Origin of the sequence: uncultured Tateyamaria sp., from assembly GCF_947503385.1 — a bacterium.
Lineage (GTDB): Bacteria > Pseudomonadota > Alphaproteobacteria > Rhodobacterales > Rhodobacteraceae > Tateyamaria.
In genome coordinates this window covers 39,942-57,141 of the sequence record NZ_CANNDO010000001.1, presented here as the reverse complement: position 1 = coordinate 57,141, position 17,200 = coordinate 39,942, and the positions used below count along the sequence as shown (strand labels likewise).

Below are 17,200 nucleotides of genomic sequence, written 5' to 3'. Positions count from 1 at the left end.
CGTTGACGTTGACACATTTTATTTTCACACTTACATAGACTGTATGACACCAGAACAATCACGTGCGGCGCGCGGCTGGCTGGATTGGCCGCAAAGAACACTAGCGGAACGCTCAGGCGTTTCGCTTTCTACCGTTCGCGACTTTGAGAAAGGAAGGCGCATTCCCATTGGCAATAACATGGCAGCAATGGAGAAGGCGCTTACGGATCATGGGATTGAGTTCACAACAAGCGGAATCAGGGTGACTAAACCCTGATTCTATTGACATATATGCCAGGTATTGCTAACTCAATGGTGGACCGACGGGGAGTCGGACCCCGCGTCACTCGGTGCAAACCCGGCAACGGAAACCACTTCCCGGCCCCCATGAGAGAGGGTTAACTACCTCCTCATGTCCCACCATCCCGAGGCTGGCTTTCAAGCCCCTTCGCTTCGGGAACAGGGAAAAGCGAGGCCTCTGACGGCGACCGGCCAGGTTCAGTGTCAGAGGCCTCTTTTATTTGGGGAAGACGATATGTCGAAGTACCCTCAACCTTTTCAATATCTTTGCGATTATTCAGTCGCCAGACGATGCTGCCAATCTTCTGACCGTCTACTTCGGGCCACCAATTGCGGCGAATAACCTCAGTGATTTCACGTGGCTCCATGGCCCGCTTTTCCTGCTTAAGCGCCATGAGGATCAATTCTGGCATCGTAGGCAGGCCTTCCGGCTTTGCATTTTTTGCCCGTACTGCATCTTTCGACGTAGACGTTGCGTCTGACGTGACAGTCTCAGGCCGTTCTGCCCCTGTAAGGCGCGCAATAACACTTGCAGCGGTTTCCAGCTCAACAAGTTCCTTGTCGTTCTCAGCCAACTTAGCGCGAAGGCGAACGCTCTCAGCCTTCACCTCTTCGATGCGACGTGTGATGATGCTTTGCTCGCTCATGGGATTCACAGCCCTTCTATCCTGAGGCCTAGATATACTCAGGATGTGAATGCTGCAAGTGTTAATTTTCACATTCACAGCCGTAGCCCGCATCGGCGAAAATCCGGCTTTGTTCTGATGTGTGACTGAGATGTGAATCCGACGTGTTGCGCTTGCTACCTAATACCGCAGATGTGATGCAGCAGAACGGTTGGCCCGCCCTTGCCCCCTTTGAGCTTGGGGATTAGGTGGTGCAGGCTTTGCGGGGCGTCCGCCGGGATCGGGCGGTCGCACAAGGGGCATATCGGGTCGGGCATTGCACCGGTCTCTTGCACTTGCGTGGGTCACCGTGACAAGTGTTGCGGGACGTGCATACGACAAGAGGTGCGGTGTGGAGTTTGATCTGGAGAGCCAGCCCGAGATCGTTCAGACGATCGCGGGCTACGCGCTGCAAGGCTGGGAACTTGCGCTCAGCTGGCTCCTGAGCCCGGCGGCATGGTCGCAATTTGGCCTGCTGCTTGCGGCCTATGTGCTTGCCGTGCTGGTCAACCGCCGCCTGCAACCGTTCCTGTCGCGCATCCTTGATCCGGGAGAGGCGGAAACGCCCATCGCCCGTGCCCGCCGCTTTGTCGCGCAGTTCCTGCCGCTGCTTTTGCCGCTGCTGGCCTATGTCTTTACCGGCATTGGCGAAACCGTGGTGCGGTCGATCTTTGACAGCGGCGCGGTGATCGCCTTTGGCAAACGGGTGTTCCTGTTCCTCGCCGTGCGCGCGCTGGTGCGTGACATCCTCGCAGAACCATTCCTGAAACTGTTGGGTCGCTACGTGCTGATCCCGCTGGCGGCGCTTTATGCGGTTGGCCTGCTGGGACCGGCCGCCGGTCGGCTTGAGGCAACTGTGGTGCCTTTGGGCAACCTGTCCTTCAACCTGCTGTGGCTGCTGCAATTCGTTGTGGTCGGCGGCATCATCTTTTGGCTGGGCCAATGGTCCAACAGCCAATCGACCGAATTCATCAGCAAACAGGACGAAATGCGCCCGTCCCTGCGGCAACTGCTGGCCAAAGCGGTAGAATTCCTGATCTTTGCCGTCGCCTTCCTTGTGTTGATGAACATCATGGGCATCAACCTGTCGGCGCTTGCCGTGCTGGGGGGCGCCATTGGCGTGGGCTTGGGCTTTGGCCTCCAGAAAATTGCGTCGAATTTCATCTCGGGCGTGATCCTGCTGGTCGAGGGGCAGGCGACCGTGGGTGACTATGTGGAACTCGATGGTGGCGAGGCGGGCACCATCGTCAAGATGACGGCCCGCGCTGCAATCCTCGAGACGTTCGATGGCCGCTGGATCGTGGTCCCGAATGAGGATTTCATTACCACGCGGGTGGTCAACTATTCCGATTCAGGCTCTGCCAACCGCTACGAGGCCCCGTTCTCGGTCAGTTACGACACCGACATCAACGCCGTACCCGCCATCATCGAAGCAGCGGTGTCCACGCACCCCGAAGTGCTGGACCAGCCGTTTCCGCCCGATTGCGAATTGCGCGGCTTTGGTGACAGTGGCATCGACTTTGCCGTTGAGTTCTGGGTGAACGGGATCGACGACGGGTCCAAGAAATATACCTCCGACGTGCTGTTCCTCATCTGGAACGCGCTCAAGGACAACGACATCGCGATCCCCTATCCCCACCGCACGGTCGAATTCAAAGGCCCGCTGCCGCCGATGCCGGAATGAGCCGCGTCGCGGTGATTGGCGGCGGGCCTGCGGGCCTTGCCGCCGCAGAGGTGGTGGCGGGCGCAGGTCATGCGGTGGACCTGTACGAGGCCAAGCCAAGCCTCGGGCGCAAATTCCTGATGGCAGGCAAATCCGGCCTCAACCTGACCCATGCCGAACCTATGCCCGACCTTTTGCCGCGATATGCAGAGGCGCAGGCGGCGCTGGCCCCGGCCCTGCACGCCTTTGACAATGCCGCAATCGTTGCGTGGGCCGAAGGGTTGGGCCAGCAGGTGTTCACCGGCACGACGGGCCGCGTCTTTCCTGTTGTGATGAAAGCGTCACCGCTCTTGCGCGCGTGGCTGGGCCGATTGCAGACGCTTGGAGTGCAGACCCACACGCGCCACCGCTGGACCGGTTGGGCTGGCAAAGGGCTGTGCTTTGATACGCCGTCCGGGCCGCTTGGCGTTACTGCGGATGCCACCATTCTGGCGTGTGGCGGGGCCAGCTGGGCGCGCCTTGGCTCCGATGGTGCGTGGGCCGGTTGGATCGGTTCCGAGATCACACCGTTTGCCCCGGCCAACGCGGCGCTGCGCGTTGAATGGTCCGATCACATGGCCCGCCACCTTGGCACCCCGCTCAAGGGCGTGGCTTGGCGCGCCGGGCCGCACCGGTCGCGCGGCGAGGCGGTTCTGTCGGCCAAGGGTCTCGAAGGCGGCGGCATCTATACCGTGTCACGGGGCGTGCGTAAGGGGGGGCGGCTGACGCTGGACCTCTTGCCGGACCTGAGCGTCGACGACGTTGCCGCCCGCCTGTCCAGACCGCGCGGCAAGGCGAGCCTGTCGAACCACCTGCGCAAGACGCTCCGCCTCGATCCTGTTAAAATCGCGCTGTTGCAGGAATGGGGCCGTCCGCTGCCCGACGGGCCGCTGCAACTGGCGCGGCGGCTCAAGAAACTGACCGTGGCCCATGACGGCCTGCGCCCGATGGACGAGGCGATCTCGACCGCGGGCGGGGTGCCGATGACCGCGCTTGACGATCACCTGATGGTGCAGGACAGACCGGGCGTCTTCTGCGCCGGCGAAATGCTGGACTGGGAAGCACCCACCGGGGGCTATCTGCTCACGGCCTGTCTCGCGACGGGCCGCAGGGCAGGGCAGGGCGCGGTTGACTACCTCGCTGCGGCGGCCTTGTAGGCGTCCCGTTCGCGCAGGCGTTTGGTGTAGGGCTTGATGCTGTCGGGCAGGGGGTCGAATTTCGCCACAAGCGACCAACCCAGACAATGGCTGGCCAGGATGTCGGGCAGGCTCGGCACATCCCCCATCAGGAAATCACCCCGCAGCATCCCCGCCAGCCGGTCCGCATTGCGTGCGAACTCCGCTTTCACCGTGGGTTTCACCTCTGGCACGCGCAGCTTTTCCGGCAGCACAAAGCTGTGCTTGGCCGCCGTCCAGAGCAAGGCATCCATCTCATCCACCAGCCACAGGGTCATCGCATCCTGCCGCGCCCGCTCTGGCGTGCCAGCGGGGGCGGTCATGCCGCTATGCTTGTCCGCAAGATAGGTCATGATCGCCACGGAATCGGTCAGCACCGCATCGCCATCCACCAGTGCCGGGATCTTGCCCAGCGGGTTGTAGCGCCGGATGTCGTCCGTCTGCGGCAAGGCCGGTTCCACCTCATAGGGTTGGCCCAGTTCCTCCAGCATCCACATGACGCGGAATGCGCGGCTTTTGGCTGTGCCGATGACGCGATACATGGGCGGCTCCCTTTCGTCGGATTTGGGATACAATGTCAGGCAAGGCGGGGCAGGGCAACGCCGCCTTGCTGACAAATTCTGTCACGGGGCGGGCCTAGGCTGACACGAGCCATAGCAAAGGAGTTCACATGTCTCACACTGGATCATGCGTTTGCGGCGCGGTGCGCTACACAATCACATCTCCCGTCACCGAAACCGGTGCCTGCCACTGCGGCATGTGCCGCAAATGGTCGGGTGGCGTGTTCATGAGCGTGGCCGTCCCCGCCGGTGGCCTGACCCTTGAGGGCCAAGAGAACCTGACCACCTTCACATCCTCCCCATGGGCGGAGCGGGCGTTTTGCAAAACCTGTGGCGGTAACCTGTTCTACCGTGTCACGGCCCCCGGCCCGATGCAGGGCGACATGCATGTGGGGCTGGGGACGCTGGATGATGCGAACGGCATCCCGTTTACGGGGGAATTGTTCATCGACCTCAAACCGGATGTCTACAGCTTTGCCGGTGACGACCGAAACCAGATGACCGAAGCGCAAGTGCTTGAGATGTTCGGCGGCGACAGCGGCTGACATTTCGCGGGCACAGGCTGGACCAGGTGCGCCGTCCGCCCCGTCTCTGTCCCCAAAAGATCCCCCCCGGAGGGCCGGGTGGCCACCAGCGCCGCTTGTCTGGCCCTACCGGGCGCCCAGCATGGCCAGCCGGATAAACGCCCGCTCCACCAGTGCCAATGCAGGTGCGTTCTGGCCCGCGCTGCGCAATTGCAGATCGGTGTCGGTCAACACGGTCAACGCGGTTTCAAGTTTGACCGGTCCCCATTTGCGCGCCTGCGCCAGCATCCGGTCGCGGTGCGGGCCCCAGATTTGCGGGCGGCCCGACGTGTCGGTCGCCGCACGGTGCAGGCTGCGAAAATGGCGCATCGCACCGATGCACAGCGTTACCGCGTTCACGCCCTGCGCCTGCAAGCGCTGCATCACCGGGCCTATCGCCGTTGCATTGCCGTCCGCCACCACCAGCAACACGTCATCCACCGCCGCCTCGATAGAGGCGGGCGCGCAGGCTTCGATATCGGCACCGGTCAGGGGCGTGTCATCGCCGCGCTTGTAAAGGCCAATCTTTTCCAGCGTTTGCCGGAAATCCCCCGGTTCCAGCGCGCGGGCAAGGTCCATCAACTGGTGCATCGCCTCTTGCGGCGGGTTCACGATCCCTGCGGCAGCCAGATCACGCTCGATCTCGTCGCGGGTTGGCGGGTTGTCATAGATCGCGGCGGCAAGTGCGGTCGGATGCGCCTCGAACGCCTTGCGCAGTTTCGATGTGGGCTTGAGGTTGCCTGCCGTCACAACAATCTGCGCGTCGCCTGTCGCCCACTCCACCAACGCATCGGTGATGATGGGTCCAACCGTATCATTTGCATCCTCGACCAGCGCCACGCGCGGTCCGGGGAAAAATCCGATGGCCTTGATCGCGTCCATCAATTGCGCAGGGTCCTTGCGCAGATCGGCGGCGGCGATGCGGGTCAGGCGCATTTCTTCCTCGCCCTGCGGTCCGATCAGGGCCGCCACGACCTCTTGCCGCTTCAGCGCCACGCGCATCGCATCCGATCCGTAGATCAACAGGCCGGTGGCCCCTGCGTCCGGCTTGGCGAAATAGGCATTGGCCTGTCCAGTCGACAGTTTCACAGCGCGCTGGCCTGCAATTGCAGCACAATCTGGTCGGCAAGGATCGTCATCAGACGTTCCTGAGCATCGCGGCGCGCGGCCAGTGTCGCCACCGTCGTGCCCGTGGCCGAATAGCCGACAAAATCATCGACTGAATCCGCACTTATAACCGCGCCGGTCGCCGCGTCGGTCAATTTATAGGTGGCCATGCCGATAAGGTGCAGACGGCGGATATCGCCATCAGGATCAATCGCCCTGTCTTCCTGTGTGATCGACAGATCAACGGACAGGCGGTAGGCGGCATCGCCCGTCCGGCCCAGCCGGTCCTCCAGCCGTCGCACCAGCAAAAACCCCTGGCGGTCAATGGGTGGGTCCACCAGCACGCGGTTCTGCAACGCGCTGCCCGCGCCTTCGGGGCCGTAAACGGGGGTGAACCCGCAGGCGGCCAGAGCCAGACAAAGAAACGCTGATTTATACCACGACATTGACGATGCGACCCGGGACCACGATGACCTTCTTGGGCTGCCCGCCGTCGAGCGCCCGTGTCACAGCTTCGGTCGCCAGCGCGGCTTTTTCAACCTCTGCCTTGTCCATATCGGCAGGCACGGTCAATTCGCCCCGACGTTTGCCGTTGACCTGAATGGGCAGTGTAACGGTGTCGGATTTCAGCATCGCCTCGTCCGCGACAGGCCACGGCGCGTGGATGATCAGGCCCTCACCGCCCTGATGCGCCCAGATATCTTCGGCCAGATGCGGTGTCATCGGTGCCATCAGCTGCGCCAGCGTCATGATCGCCTCACGCTGGGCTGCGTGGCGCGCCTTGGATTTCGACAGCACAGCGGTAAAGCCATAGAGCTTGGCAATGGCGGCGTTAAAGCCAAAGGATTCGACGCCCATCGTGACATCGTGGATGCAGGCGTGCATCGCGCGCAGCAGATCGTCGTCGCCCTCACCCTTGGCACCTGCGTCCATCGCCGCGATCCGGTCGCACAGGGTCCAGACGCGGCTGAGATGTTTGTAGGCGGCCTCTGCGCCCGAGGCAGTCCACTCCACGTCCCGTTCCGGGGGCGAGTCGCTCAGCACAAACCAGCGCGCGGTGTCCGCGCCGTAGCTTGCGATGATGCCCAGCGGGTCGACCACGTTTTTCTTGGATTTCGACATCTTGGCCGAGGGGATGATCTCCACCGCCGTGCCATCGGCCAGTTTTCCGTCTGTCACGTCTTCGGGCAGGTGGTACACCGGGCGGCCCTTGTCGTCGCGCGTCTGGTAGATCTCGTGCGTGACCATCCCTTGGGTAAAGAGCGCGTCAAAAGGTTCCTCACACCCTTGGGGCAGGTGGCCGGTGATCCGCATGGCCCGCGCAAAGAAGCGGGAGTAGAGCAAGTGCAGGATCGCGTGTTCGATGCCGCCGATATACTGGTCCACATTCATCCAGTAGGCCGCGTCGTCCAGATCGGTGGGCGTGTCGGCCCGCGGGGCGGTGAAGCGGGCAAAGTACCACGAGGAATCCACGAACGTGTCCATCGTGTCCGTCTCGCGCCGCGCGGGTTTGCCACAGGACGGGCAGGACACATCGCGCCATGTCGGGTGCCGGTCGAGCGGGTTGCCGGGGACGTCAAATGTCACATCATCCGGCAGCACAACGGGTAGGTTTTCTTTCTTTTCCGGCACCACTCCGCAGGTGTCGCAATGCACCACCGGAATCGGGCAACCCCAATAGCGTTGACGGCTGAGACCCCAGTCGCGCAGCCGGTACTGCGTCTGGCCAACGCCCAGCCCCTTGGCCTCGAACCAGTCAATCGTCGCGTCAATCGCCTCCTGACTTGTGACGTCAGCGATGCCCGCGAAATGGTCGATGAAGGACACTTTTTCCGTCTTCGCAGGTACAAGTGCCTCGTCCCCGACCTCGGTCGTGTCACCGGGCATAAAAAACGCGTTGCGCACCGGCAGGTCGTATTTCCGGGCAAAATCCAGATCGCGCTGATCATGCGCCGGGCAGCCAAAGACCGCGCCCGTGCCGTAATCCATCAGGACAAAGTTGCCGATCCACACCGGCAGCTCCACATCGTCATAAACGGGGTGGCGCACAGTCAGGCCCGTATCGATGCCCTTTTTCTCGGCCTTTTCCATCGCCGCCTCGGTCGTGTCCATCTTGCGGCATTCGTCGATAAAGGCGGCCAGTTCAGGTTTGTCGGCCTCCAGCGCCTTCGCCACCGGATGGTCCGGCGCAATCGCGATAAAGGACGCGCCGCGCATCGTGTCGGGACGGGTCGAATAACACTGGATCGTGCCATTCCCATCCGTCCGGTGGAACGTGATCTCGATCCCGCGGCTTTCGCCGATCCAGTTCTCCTGCATCAGCCGCACCTTGGCGGGCCAATTGTCGAGCCCGGCCAGCGCGTCCTTCAATTCGCCCGCCATGTCGGAGATCTTGAAAAACCACTGCGTCAACTCGCGCCGCTCGACCTCCGCGCCCGACCGCCAGCCCTTGCCGTCAATCACCTGCTCGTTGGCCAGCACGGTCATATCCACCGGGTCCCAGTTCACCTGCGCGTTCTTGCGATAGACCAGCCTCTTTTCCAGAAAGTCGAGGAACAGCGCCTGCTGCTGGCCGTAATATTCCGGGTCACAGGTGGCAAACTCGCGGGACCAGTCGATGGACAGGCCCAACGGCTTCATCTGGCTGCGCATGTCCGCGATATTGTCATATGTCCACGTCTTGGGATGGCCGCCAATGGCCATGGCTGCGTTTTCCGCAGGCATCCCGAATGCGTCCCAGCCCATGGGGTGAAGCACGTTATGGCCTGTCGACATCTTGTAGCGCGCGATCACGTCGCCCATCGTGTAGTTGCGCACGTGCCCCATATGGATGCGCCCCGACGGATAGGGGAACATCTCAAGCACATAGTATTTCGGCTTGTCCGCACTGCGGCGCGCTTTGAACACGTCAGCCTTGTCCCAGGCTTGCTGCCAGCGGGCTTCGATCTCGGACGGGGTGTAGGTGGCCATGAAACTGAATCTCTTGCGCGGTTTGTGAAACGAAAAACGCCGGGCGTGGGCCCGGCGGTGTTCTTAGTGGGGAAACGCAGGGTCGGAAAGGGGCTAGCGACCGCCGTCAGCGATGCGCAACTGGCGCGCGCGGGTTAGGATCGCGTCCTCGACAGCGCGCACAGTGGCGGCACTGGCCGGACCACGGCGTGTCTGCAAGGCCACATTGAGCGAGCGCGCATCAAGCGCGGGGTCCTGGATCAGAACCGTGGCGCGGTAGGCATTGCCGCCGCCGGGCGGGGTGCCAAAGCCGGTGATGATGACGCCTGTATAGGGGTCGACCTCTTGAATAGGCAGGAAATTCAGCACTTGCAGCGAGGCGGTCCAGATATAGCGGTTGACCTGTACAATCCGTTCTTCGTTGCGGCGGTTGGCCAATGCTTCCTGAATGGTGGTGCCTGCACCGCCGGTCTGTTCGCGCGCGATATCGGGGTCCAACTCGGCAGGGCCAGAGTTATTCGACCCAAACCGCAGGCCACACCCTGCGATGCCCAACATCAGGGAAAAGCCCAAAACCTGCACCACGCGGCGCGCGAAATTGCGATCCATGCTCATCCGGTGTCCCACCATTCTTGCCTGAGCCTCGTGATAGACAAGTTGATGCGCCCTCGCAAGGCGGGTGCATTACAAGCTGTTGCACACCGTGATTGCGCACTGTGGCATTGCTGCACCATCCCCTGCCGGAATTGCCACGGCGCAAAAGGCCTTGCTTGAGATGGTTCATCAAATGGGTGACACAGCCTCCATCCCCTCGCCGGATTCCCCGGTTAGGGCGTGTGACTAGAAAACCGAGGGAAAACTCATGAAAAAAGTTCTCTTCGCTACAACCGCGCTGATCGCCACATCCGGCATGGCAGCTGCGGAAGTGACGTTTGGTGGCTTTGGCCGTTTCGGCCTGTTCTACCAAGAAGGCAATGACGCAACAGTTGGCAACGATGACATGCGCATCGAGCAGCGTTTCCGTCTGACCGCGACCGGTACTGCAACTGCGGACAACGGCCTGGAATTCGAAGGTCGTATTCGCTGGCAGACAGACGATCAGGCCAACGGCAACTCCAACATCGCAAGCCGTTCGTCGGCTGGCTTTGCTGTGTCCACAGGCGGCTTCCGTCTGGACGTTGGTAACGTGTCCGACGTGATCGATTCCGGCGACGTGGTGAACTACTACGGTTACGGCGTTGGTCTGACATCGTTCGCTGAACAATCGTCCGCATTCAACGGCATCCCCGCTTCGGGCTTTGGCGTTGCAAGCGATGACAGCGAAACAACACCGACAGTGAAACTGCGCTACACCATGGGCGACTTCACTGTGTCGGCATCTGTCACCGATGGCACATCCTCGCAGCAGGTCGTTACCGCGCCTTCCACAGACGCAGTGACCACCGAGCGTGAAGAATACCAGATCGGCTTCGGCTACAACTTTGGCAACTACTCGGTTGGTTTGGCCTTCGGTAACGAAGAAACCACAACAATCACCGAGGCTGGCGGCGCCGGTGGCGTTGCTACGTCCGCTGTGACCCTGGACAACGACTTCTGGGCAATCTCCTTCGACGGTGAAATCGGTGCGTTCGCGTTCTCGATCCTGGTTGGCGACAGCGACAGCAACGACGAAACCATGTACGGTTTCTCGGTCAAGTATGACGTGTCCGACGCGACTGAAATCCGCTTTGCCTTCTCCGACTCCGGCCTCGACGCCGAAGACGAAGTTGTCGCAATCGGCTTCCGTCACGGTCTGGGCGGCGGCGTGTCGCTGCGCGGTGGTATCGGCCAGAACACTTCCGGCAACACCGTTGCTGACCTGGGTGTGATCTTCAACTTCTAATAGTTGATCATCATCCGACGATTTGGGGCGTGCCAGTGGTGCGCCCCTTTTCTTTTGCTGGCCGTTTCCCGGTTTCGCACATGGCAAGTCAGTGAGGCGGCCAAGGGCGTTTTCGAGCGAATTTCCGCCTGCGCTGATGCAATCTGTGCCCACCCTGCATCACGCGCATCCAAATCCAATCGGCTTTCTGCATTGGCGATTGAGATACGCGTGCCTTTGAATAAAAGTACCGTCAAATGATAATTGCATGTTTCGCGCAGGGTGCGTGACTAGAAAACCGAGGGAAAACTCATGAAAAAAGTTCTCTTCGCTACAACCGCGCTGATCGCCACATCCGGCATGGCAGCTGCGGAAGTGACGTTTGGTGGCTTTGGCCGTTTCGGCCTGTTCTACCAAGAAGGCAATGACGCAACAGTTGGCAACGATGACATGCGCATCGAGCAGCGTTTCCGTCTGACCGCGACCGGTACTGCAACCGCGGACAACGGCCTGGAATTCGAAGGTCGTATTCGCTGGCAGACAGACGATCAGGCCAACGGCAACTCCAACATCGCAAGCCGTTCGTCGGCTGGCTTTGCAATGTCCACGAACGGCTTCCGTCTGGACGTTGGTAACGTGTCCGACGTGATCGATTCCGGCGACGTGGTGAACTACTACGGGTACGGCGTTGGTCTGACATCGTTCGCTGAACAGTCGTCCGCATTCAACGGCATCCCCGCTTCGGGCTTTGGCGTTGCAAGTGATGACAGCGAAACGCTGCCGACAGTGAAACTGCGCTACACCGTCGGTGATTTCACCGTTGCAGCGTCGGTGACCAACGGCACATCCGCTCAGGATACAACAGCCGGTACAGCAACCAGCCGTGAAGAATATCAGATCGGTGTGGGCTACAACTTTGGCAACTACTCCGTGGGTGCCGCCTTCGGTAACGAAGAAGAAACAGACTTGGTTGGCGGCGCGGTAACGCTCGACAACGACTTCTGGGCAATCTCCTTCGACGGTGAAATCGGTGCGTTCGCGTTCTCGATCCTGGTTGGCGACAGCGACAGCAACGACGAAACCATGTACGGTTTCTCGGTCAAGTATGACGTGTCCGACGCGACTGAAATCCGCTTTGCCTTCTCCGACTCCGGCCTCGACGCCGAAGACGAAGTTGTCGCAATCGGCTTCCGTCACGGTCTGGGCGGCGGCGTGTCGCTGCGCGGTGGTATCGGCCAGAACACTTCCGGCAACACCGTTGCCGACCTCGGTGTGATCTTCAACTTCTGATCTCCGACCGACATCTGATGAATTCGGGGCGTGCCAGTGGCGCGCCCCTTTTCTTTTGTCCCACAGTCATAGTTAAAGGGCACCGCACCGCCACAAGGACCCGACGCCCATGTCCCTGACCGACATCACCCAACGCATCCGCCACGCCGAAGCCGCCGCAGGCCGTGCGCCCGGTGCCGTGCATCTCATCGCCGTCAGCAAGGTGCAGCCAAACGAACGTGTCGAGGCTGTGCTGGACGCGGGCCACCGCTGCTTTGGCGAAAACCGGGTGCAGGAGGCTGCGGGCAAATGGCCCCAGTTCCGCGACACCTTCGACAATATCGACCTGCACCTCATTGGCCCCCTGCAAACCAACAAAGCGCGGCAGGCGATGGAGCTGTTTCAGGCCATTCACTCCGTCGACCGGCCCAAACTGGCAAACACGCTGGCCCGCCTCGCGCAGGATATCGGCACCTGCCCCGACCTATTTGTGCAGGTGAACACCGGCGAAGAGGATCAAAAGGCCGGGGTCATGCCCGCCGACACCGACGCATTTGTGCAAACCTGCCGCGACCTCGACCTGCCCCTACGCGGCCTTATGTGCATCCCCCCCGTCGACGAGGAAGCCAGCCTGCACTTTGCGCTGTTGGCCAAACTTGCCAAACGCAATGGCCTCGACCAATTGTCCATGGGGATGAGCGCGGATTTCGAAACGGCCATCGCGCTGGGGGCCACCCATGTCCGCGTGGGCTCTGCCATCTTCGGTGAGCGCGTCAAACCCGCATAGGCGTCCCCGTCTCTGTCCCCCAAAAATCCTCCCCGAAGGGCCGGGTTGCCGTCATGTGCGCGGGCCAGACAGGTTAGCGCACGACCAGCCGCGTCTCGAACCCGATGCGCGGCGCAATCCAGCGCAGGTGCTCCGGGCGCAAGCCGACGCACCCTTCGGTCGGATATCCGGGCCGCCGCCACCGGTGGATGAAAATCGCAGACCCGCGTCCGCGCACCGCATAGGGCCAATTCCAGTCCGTCAGGATCACCAGATCATAAAGCGGGTCGGCCCGGCGCAGCACCTCGTGCGAGGGCGCATAGGGCGCGCGCATCATGTGGTTGTAATCCTCATCGCCCGGATCATCCGACCACACATCGCCGGGCCGGATCGGCACCGCCCAGTTCGCAGGCCGCGCCATACGGTCGGGACGGTACAGCATCCCCACCAGCCGGTGCACACCGCGCGGCGTCGCGCCATCGCCCTCCGCCTTGTGCCCGGTGATCCCGCCCCGCCCGATGGTGTAGGGAAAGACACGTCCGCCAAACCGCAACCCGCGCGGGGTCAGGACCAGATCATGCGGGGTCACAGCAGATGCCCGGACTTCGCCGCCTTGGTGGCCAGATAGAGGCGGTTATGCGCCGTCTCGCCGACTTTCAATGGCACACGCTCCGCAACGGCGATGCCGCTTGCCTCCATCATCGCCACCTTGGCCGGATTGTTGGTCATCAGACGCACTGACCGAAATCCAAGAGACGACAGGATATCCGACCCCAGCCGGAAATCACGCTCATCGTCTTCGAACCCCAACCGGTGGTTGGCCTCCACAGTGTCAAATCCCTGATCCTGCAACGCATAGGCCCGCATCTTGTTGGCAAGACCGATGCCGCGCCCCTCTTGGTTGAGATACAGCAGCACACCGGCCCCTTCGGCCCCCATCTGTGCCAGCGCGCCGCGCAGTTGCGGGCCGCAATCGCATTTCAGCGAGCCCATCAGATCACCGGTAAAACAGGCAGAATGCAGGCGTGACAGCACGGGTTTCGAACGATCAGGCCGCCCGATCTCGACCGCGTAATGTTCCTCACCGCCGTCCTCGGGGCGAAAGACATGCAGACGCCCGGCTTCGGACACTTCCAGTGGCAGGCGGGCCTGCACCACCGGGTGCAGCGGGCTGCGGGCGTTCAAATGGGGCTGCGCTGCGTCCAGATCGACAACGGTCAGCCCGTGATCCGCCGCGACATGCGCATCGACCGTCACACAGAACGCCGCAGGCAGCAGCCGCGCCGCCTTGCACAGCCGGATCGCCGCCAAATGGCCGCTGGCGTCGCCATCGCGGGCGCTGCGCAGCGGGCCTTTCATCGGGGTGGCAAGGTCATCCTTGGGGTCCGCCAGCGCTTGCAGCACAGCCAGCCCGGTGTCGGGTGCCACGACGATCCGCGCCAGATCGCCGTCATAGGCCCGCGCCTTGAGCGTTTCGGCCCGCCACGCGGTGATCGCCAGAACCGGATCGCGCCCCATGGCGCGCATCGCCTCCAGCCGTGCCGCGGACAGCGTTTCGGCGGCCACGGCCAGCACAGGCACAGCGCCGGCAATGACCACCGGCACGCCCATGCGCAGGTCACTGCGCGCCCGGGCCAAGGTTTCAATGATGTCTGGCCCCAACGGCATCCCGGTGTCCCATGTTACAACGCAGCCGCGTCTTGAGGCTCCACATAAGCAAATCACGCGCGAATTGAAACATTTGACGCCCAAGCGACACATGGGCGTGAGAGACAACCGCTAAATCTTGCTGAAAGGGCCTGCCCCGCACATGTATCCTAGCAAGACGAAAGGGAGGTTCAGACCCATGGCCCAATTGAAGAAAATCCTGCTGGTAGACGATGACGAAGACCTGCGCGAAGCGCTCAGCGAACAGCTGATCATGACCGAAGACTTTGACGTCTTCGAGGCCGGCAACGGCCAGGACGCGCTGGTCCGCGCCAAAGAGGCGATCTACGACCTCGTGATCCTCGATGTGGGCCTGCCGGATACCGATGGGCGTGAACTCTGCCGCGTGATGCGCAAACAGGGTGTCAAATCGCCGATCCTGATGCTCACGGGCCATGACACGGATGCCGACACCATTCTGGGGCTTGATGCCGGTGCCAATGACTACGTCACCAAGCCGTTCAAATTCCCCGTCCTTCTGGCCCGCATCCGCGCCCAGTTGCGCCAGCACGAACAATCCGAAGACGCCGTGTTCACCCTCGGGCCCTATACGTTCAAACCCAGCGTCAAGATGCTGGTGACCGAAGACGACCGCAAAATCCGCCTGACCGAGAAAGAGACGAACATCCTCAAGTTCCTCTACCGTTCAACCGATGGCGTGGTGGCGCGCGATGTACTGCTGCACGAGGTCTGGGGCTACAATGCAGGCGTGACCACCCACACGCTGGAAACGCATATCTATCGTCTGCGCCAGAAAATCGAGCCGGATCCGTCCAATGCCCGCCTGCTTGTGACGGAATCCGGCGGCTACCGTCTGGTCTCTTGATCTGAGTCAAAGCGGCCTTGAACTGCGTCGTTTAGGACTTACCTATTGCTGCACATGGCCAGCGGTTCTTTCGGAGCCAAGCCATGTACCTCCCTGTTGGACTTGCCCGGGCTTTATGCCCGGGTTTTTTTTGGGTCCTGACGCGGGCGCAGACGGATGCGTAGGGTTTTTGTTTTGGAAACCGGGCGCAATGTGTCTACCGTCCGGTGTCAAATACAAAAAGGGGGGGCATCTCATGCCGGTTCAGAACCAAGCCGCGGGTCAGGCTGTCAAAAGCGCGAAAACCTATGTGGGCTATGCCGACAAGGGGGCCAAGCAACTCAAGTCATGGGTCGACGCCGCGCAAAAGCTGGAAAAGGCGGGCAAAAGCATGTCCGACATGGAACAGCTGCTCTCCAAGATGTCCTTTGCCTCCAATCTGTCGGCGGCCCTTGGGGCGGCGTCCGTTGCGCTGACCGTGTTGCAGGTGCTGGTGCCCGTCAAATCGACCGAAGACCAGATCCTCGAAGCGGTACAGGCGTTGGGCAAACAGATGGGCGCAATGGAAAAGCGCATCTCCAACCGGCTCAATGCGCTCAGCATCGACCTGTCAAAAGCCATGGTGCAGATCGGGCTCGAAACCGCGTTCATCACACATGTGCGCACCGTCTCTGGCGACATGCAGACCATCGCCAGAATGCGTCGCGACCAAAAGGACACCAGCGCGCAGTTGCAGACGCTCGCCAATCGCGGCACCGATGATCTGTCTGACGCCGTCACCGCCATCCAGACCTACATGACCGGCCAGACGGGCACCGACCTGCTGGCGCTCACCTACCGGAAAACCTACGCCGATCCGGTCGCGCTGATGGATATCGGCGGCTTCTACCTCCACATGGCCCAACGCGCCGTCACCGCCCATGTGGGCGTCGAAGTGGCCAAGGCTCAAATCGCGGCCACCAAAGCAGGCAAACCCCTCACCCAAACCCAAGCGATCACAATCGCGCAAAACACCATTGGCGACGAAAGGTACCCCGACACCTACGCCGCCCGCCTCAAGGCCATCGCCGACGCCTGTGACCGCTGGGCCCGCGTGTGCTTTGACCCGAGAATGTCCGCTGACGTCATCGAAGACTTTTTCAACGAACGCATCTCCACCACGGTCGTCGACGCCGGCAATCTGCAACGCAGCGCGCAAAACGCCCTGACCATGCTGTCGGGCCACTGGCCATGGCTGTCCTGGACCGTGCTCTGCTACCCGCCGCTGAGCGGATGGGACAATCACGGCTTCCACTACTCCGGCCCCCAAAAACGGACCAAGGCGCTGTTCCGAACCAAAGACGTCGCGGGCGACAAGCTCAACGTGGTGCTCTATTTCGCGCCCAAATCCACACGCAAGGCCGCGCCCAGCTACACGCTGCAAAATCCCCCCAAACCCGACGCCAAACGGCTCAAAGCGCTCAAGCTGTCCATCGCAGTGCTCGTGCACGGCAATTCCCCCGGACGCGTCGCGTCCGTCAAACCGCTGATCATGCAATACCCCATCTTCAAGAACCCGTCCAAACCCACGGATTGGGGCGGGGACATGCTCTGGGTGGGTTTTGATGACTCCGGCCAGAACACCCACATGCCCCCCGGCAGACATGACGCGTTCCTTGGCCTTGCCTCGCAAAACCCCTTTGCCATCGTCCGCAACGTGACCGCGTCCAAACCATTCGCCCAAGCCACCAGCAGCCTCACATTCTATCAGGGCTACGCGGGCCTCGTCGTCTACACCGCCTGAGCATCTGGC

17 protein-coding genes and 1 pseudogene are annotated in these 17,200 nt (G+C 61.6%); 9 read left to right on the top strand and 9 right to left on the bottom strand.

Annotated features, from left to right (window positions below):
• Positions 1-43: 43 nt before the first annotated feature.
• Entirely contained in the window at positions 44-256 is a 213-nt protein-coding gene (locus Q1A85_RS00290; protein WP_299683881.1) for a helix-turn-helix transcriptional regulator, read from the top strand.
• Positions 257-389: 133 nt separating this feature from the next.
• Here Q1A85_RS00290 and Q1A85_RS00285 read toward each other — a convergent pair whose 3' ends face one another.
• Both Q1A85_RS00285 and Q1A85_RS00280 read right to left on the bottom strand, forming a co-directional pair.
• A complete protein-coding gene (locus Q1A85_RS00285; RefSeq protein WP_299683879.1) occupies positions 390-926 on the bottom strand; it encodes a hypothetical protein in 537 nt (178 codons plus the stop codon).
• 167 nt (positions 927-1,093) lie between these two features.
• Positions 1,094-1,222 (bottom strand): annotated as a pseudogene (locus Q1A85_RS00280) (HNH endonuclease); the annotation flags it as partial.
• A gap of 74 nt (positions 1,223-1,296) precedes the next feature.
• Here Q1A85_RS00280 and Q1A85_RS00275 point away from each other — a divergent pair.
• Together Q1A85_RS00275 and Q1A85_RS00270 are read left to right on the top strand one after the other, a co-directional pair.
• Entirely contained in the window at positions 1,297-2,628 is a 1,332-nt protein-coding gene (locus Q1A85_RS00275; RefSeq protein WP_299683877.1) for a mechanosensitive ion channel domain-containing protein, read from the top strand.
• Positions 2,625-3,803 (top strand): TIGR03862 family flavoprotein, encoded by a 1,179-nt coding sequence (locus Q1A85_RS00270; protein ID WP_299683874.1) that lies wholly within the window; start codon positions 2,625-2,627, stop codon positions 3,801-3,803. The genes Q1A85_RS00275 and Q1A85_RS00270 overlap by 4 nt, the downstream gene beginning before the upstream one ends.
• Here the strand turns inward: Q1A85_RS00270 and Q1A85_RS00265 are convergent.
• Positions 3,779-4,363 (bottom strand): glutathione S-transferase family protein, encoded by a 585-nt coding sequence (locus Q1A85_RS00265; protein ID WP_299683872.1) that lies wholly within the window; start codon positions 4,361-4,363, stop codon positions 3,779-3,781. The two genes, Q1A85_RS00270 and Q1A85_RS00265, sit on opposite strands and share 25 nt — an antisense overlap.
• A gap of 128 nt (positions 4,364-4,491) precedes the next feature.
• Here Q1A85_RS00265 and Q1A85_RS00260 point away from each other — a divergent pair, with 128 nt between their 5' ends.
• Complete coding sequence (locus Q1A85_RS00260; protein ID WP_299683870.1) at positions 4,492-4,926, top strand: GFA family protein; 435 nt, start codon at positions 4,492-4,494, stop codon at positions 4,924-4,926.
• Between the two features lie 105 nt (positions 4,927-5,031).
• On the opposite strand, the gene holA is transcribed toward Q1A85_RS00260, so the two are convergent.
• The 4 genes from holA to Q1A85_RS00240 form a co-directional block, all read right to left on the bottom strand.
• Positions 5,032-6,033 carry a DNA polymerase III subunit delta gene (gene holA, locus Q1A85_RS00255; RefSeq protein WP_299683868.1) on the bottom strand — a complete coding sequence of 334 codons (1,002 nt, stop codon included), beginning with the start codon at positions 6,031-6,033 and terminating at the stop codon, positions 5,032-5,034.
• Positions 6,030-6,497 carry an LPS assembly lipoprotein LptE gene (gene lptE, locus Q1A85_RS00250; RefSeq protein WP_299683866.1) on the bottom strand — a complete coding sequence of 156 codons (468 nt, stop codon included), beginning with the start codon at positions 6,495-6,497 and terminating at the stop codon, positions 6,030-6,032. The genes holA and lptE overlap by 4 nt, the downstream gene beginning before the upstream one ends.
• Positions 6,484-9,021, bottom strand: a complete 2,538-nt coding sequence (gene leuS, locus Q1A85_RS00245; RefSeq protein WP_299683864.1) for a leucine--tRNA ligase — start codon at positions 9,019-9,021, stop codon at positions 6,484-6,486. Before leuS ends, lptE begins: the two co-directional genes overlap by 14 nt.
• Positions 9,022-9,114: 93 nt before the next feature.
• Positions 9,115-9,609, bottom strand: coding sequence for a DUF3576 domain-containing protein (locus Q1A85_RS00240; RefSeq protein ID WP_299683862.1), 495 nt, complete (start codon positions 9,607-9,609; stop codon positions 9,115-9,117).
• 253 nt (positions 9,610-9,862) lie between these two features.
• On the opposite strand from Q1A85_RS00240, the gene Q1A85_RS00235 reads away from it, so the two are divergent.
• The 3 genes from Q1A85_RS00235 (at position 9,863) to Q1A85_RS00225 (ending at position 12,917) form a co-directional block, all read left to right on the top strand.
• Positions 9,863-10,882, top strand: a complete 1,020-nt coding sequence (locus Q1A85_RS00235) for a porin (protein WP_299683860.1) — start codon at positions 9,863-9,865, stop codon at positions 10,880-10,882.
• Positions 10,883-11,173: 291 nt separating this feature from the next.
• A complete protein-coding gene (locus Q1A85_RS00230; protein WP_299683858.1) occupies positions 11,174-12,151 on the top strand; it encodes a porin in 978 nt (325 codons plus the stop codon).
• A gap of 109 nt (positions 12,152-12,260) precedes the next feature.
• A complete protein-coding gene (locus tag Q1A85_RS00225) occupies positions 12,261-12,917 on the top strand; it encodes a YggS family pyridoxal phosphate-dependent enzyme (RefSeq protein ID WP_299683856.1) in 657 nt (218 codons plus the stop codon).
• A gap of 73 nt (positions 12,918-12,990) precedes the next feature.
• On the opposite strand, the gene Q1A85_RS00220 is transcribed toward Q1A85_RS00225, so the two are convergent.
• Positions 12,991-13,485, bottom strand: a complete 495-nt coding sequence (locus tag Q1A85_RS00220) for a L,D-transpeptidase family protein (protein ID WP_299683854.1) — start codon at positions 13,483-13,485, stop codon at positions 12,991-12,993.
• Complete coding sequence (gene ribA / locus Q1A85_RS00215; RefSeq protein ID WP_299683852.1) at positions 13,482-14,564, bottom strand: GTP cyclohydrolase II; 1,083 nt, start codon at positions 14,562-14,564, stop codon at positions 13,482-13,484. Before ribA ends, Q1A85_RS00220 begins: the two co-directional genes overlap by 4 nt.
• Positions 14,565-14,742: 178 nt before the next feature.
• Between ribA and Q1A85_RS00210 the strand changes: the two genes are divergently transcribed.
• Positions 14,743-15,429: a response regulator transcription factor gene (locus Q1A85_RS00210; RefSeq protein ID WP_299683850.1), complete on the top strand. Its 687-nt coding sequence runs from the start codon at positions 14,743-14,745 to the stop codon at positions 15,427-15,429.
• 235 nt (positions 15,430-15,664) lie between these two features.
• Positions 15,665-17,191 (top strand): hypothetical protein, encoded by a 1,527-nt coding sequence (locus tag Q1A85_RS00205; protein WP_299683848.1) that lies wholly within the window; start codon positions 15,665-15,667, stop codon positions 17,189-17,191.
• The last annotated feature ends 9 nt before the right edge of the window (positions 17,192-17,200 follow it).

Coding starts and splice junctions, on each gene's coding strand:
- Q1A85_RS00260 (WP_299683870.1), top strand. CDS start 4,492: ATGTCTCACACTGGATCATGCGTTTGCGGCGCGGTGCGCTACACAATC.
- Q1A85_RS00225 (WP_299683856.1), top strand. CDS start 12,261: ATGTCCCTGACCGACATCACCCAACGCATCCGCCACGCCGAAGCCGCC.
- Q1A85_RS00240 (WP_299683862.1), bottom strand. CDS start 9,609: ATGGATCGCAATTTCGCGCGCCGCGTGGTGCAGGTTTTGGGCTTTTCC.
- Q1A85_RS00290 (WP_299683881.1), top strand. CDS start 44: ATGACACCAGAACAATCACGTGCGGCGCGCGGCTGGCTGGATTGGCCG.
- Q1A85_RS00205 (WP_299683848.1), top strand. CDS start 15,665: ATGCCGGTTCAGAACCAAGCCGCGGGTCAGGCTGTCAAAAGCGCGAAA.
- Q1A85_RS00270 (WP_299683874.1), top strand. CDS start 2,625: ATGAGCCGCGTCGCGGTGATTGGCGGCGGGCCTGCGGGCCTTGCCGCC.
- Q1A85_RS00285 (WP_299683879.1), bottom strand. CDS start 926: ATGAGCGAGCAAAGCATCATCACACGTCGCATCGAAGAGGTGAAGGCT.
- lptE (WP_299683866.1), bottom strand. CDS start 6,497: ATGTCGTGGTATAAATCAGCGTTTCTTTGTCTGGCTCTGGCCGCCTGC.
- ribA (WP_299683852.1), bottom strand. CDS start 14,564: ATGCCGTTGGGGCCAGACATCATTGAAACCTTGGCCCGGGCGCGCAGT.
- Q1A85_RS00230 (WP_299683858.1), top strand. CDS start 11,174: ATGAAAAAAGTTCTCTTCGCTACAACCGCGCTGATCGCCACATCCGGC.
- Q1A85_RS00210 (WP_299683850.1), top strand. CDS start 14,743: ATGGCCCAATTGAAGAAAATCCTGCTGGTAGACGATGACGAAGACCTG.
- Q1A85_RS00235 (WP_299683860.1), top strand. CDS start 9,863: ATGAAAAAAGTTCTCTTCGCTACAACCGCGCTGATCGCCACATCCGGC.
- Q1A85_RS00265 (WP_299683872.1), bottom strand. CDS start 4,363: ATGTATCGCGTCATCGGCACAGCCAAAAGCCGCGCATTCCGCGTCATG.
- leuS (WP_299683864.1), bottom strand. CDS start 9,021: ATGGCCACCTACACCCCGTCCGAGATCGAAGCCCGCTGGCAGCAAGCC.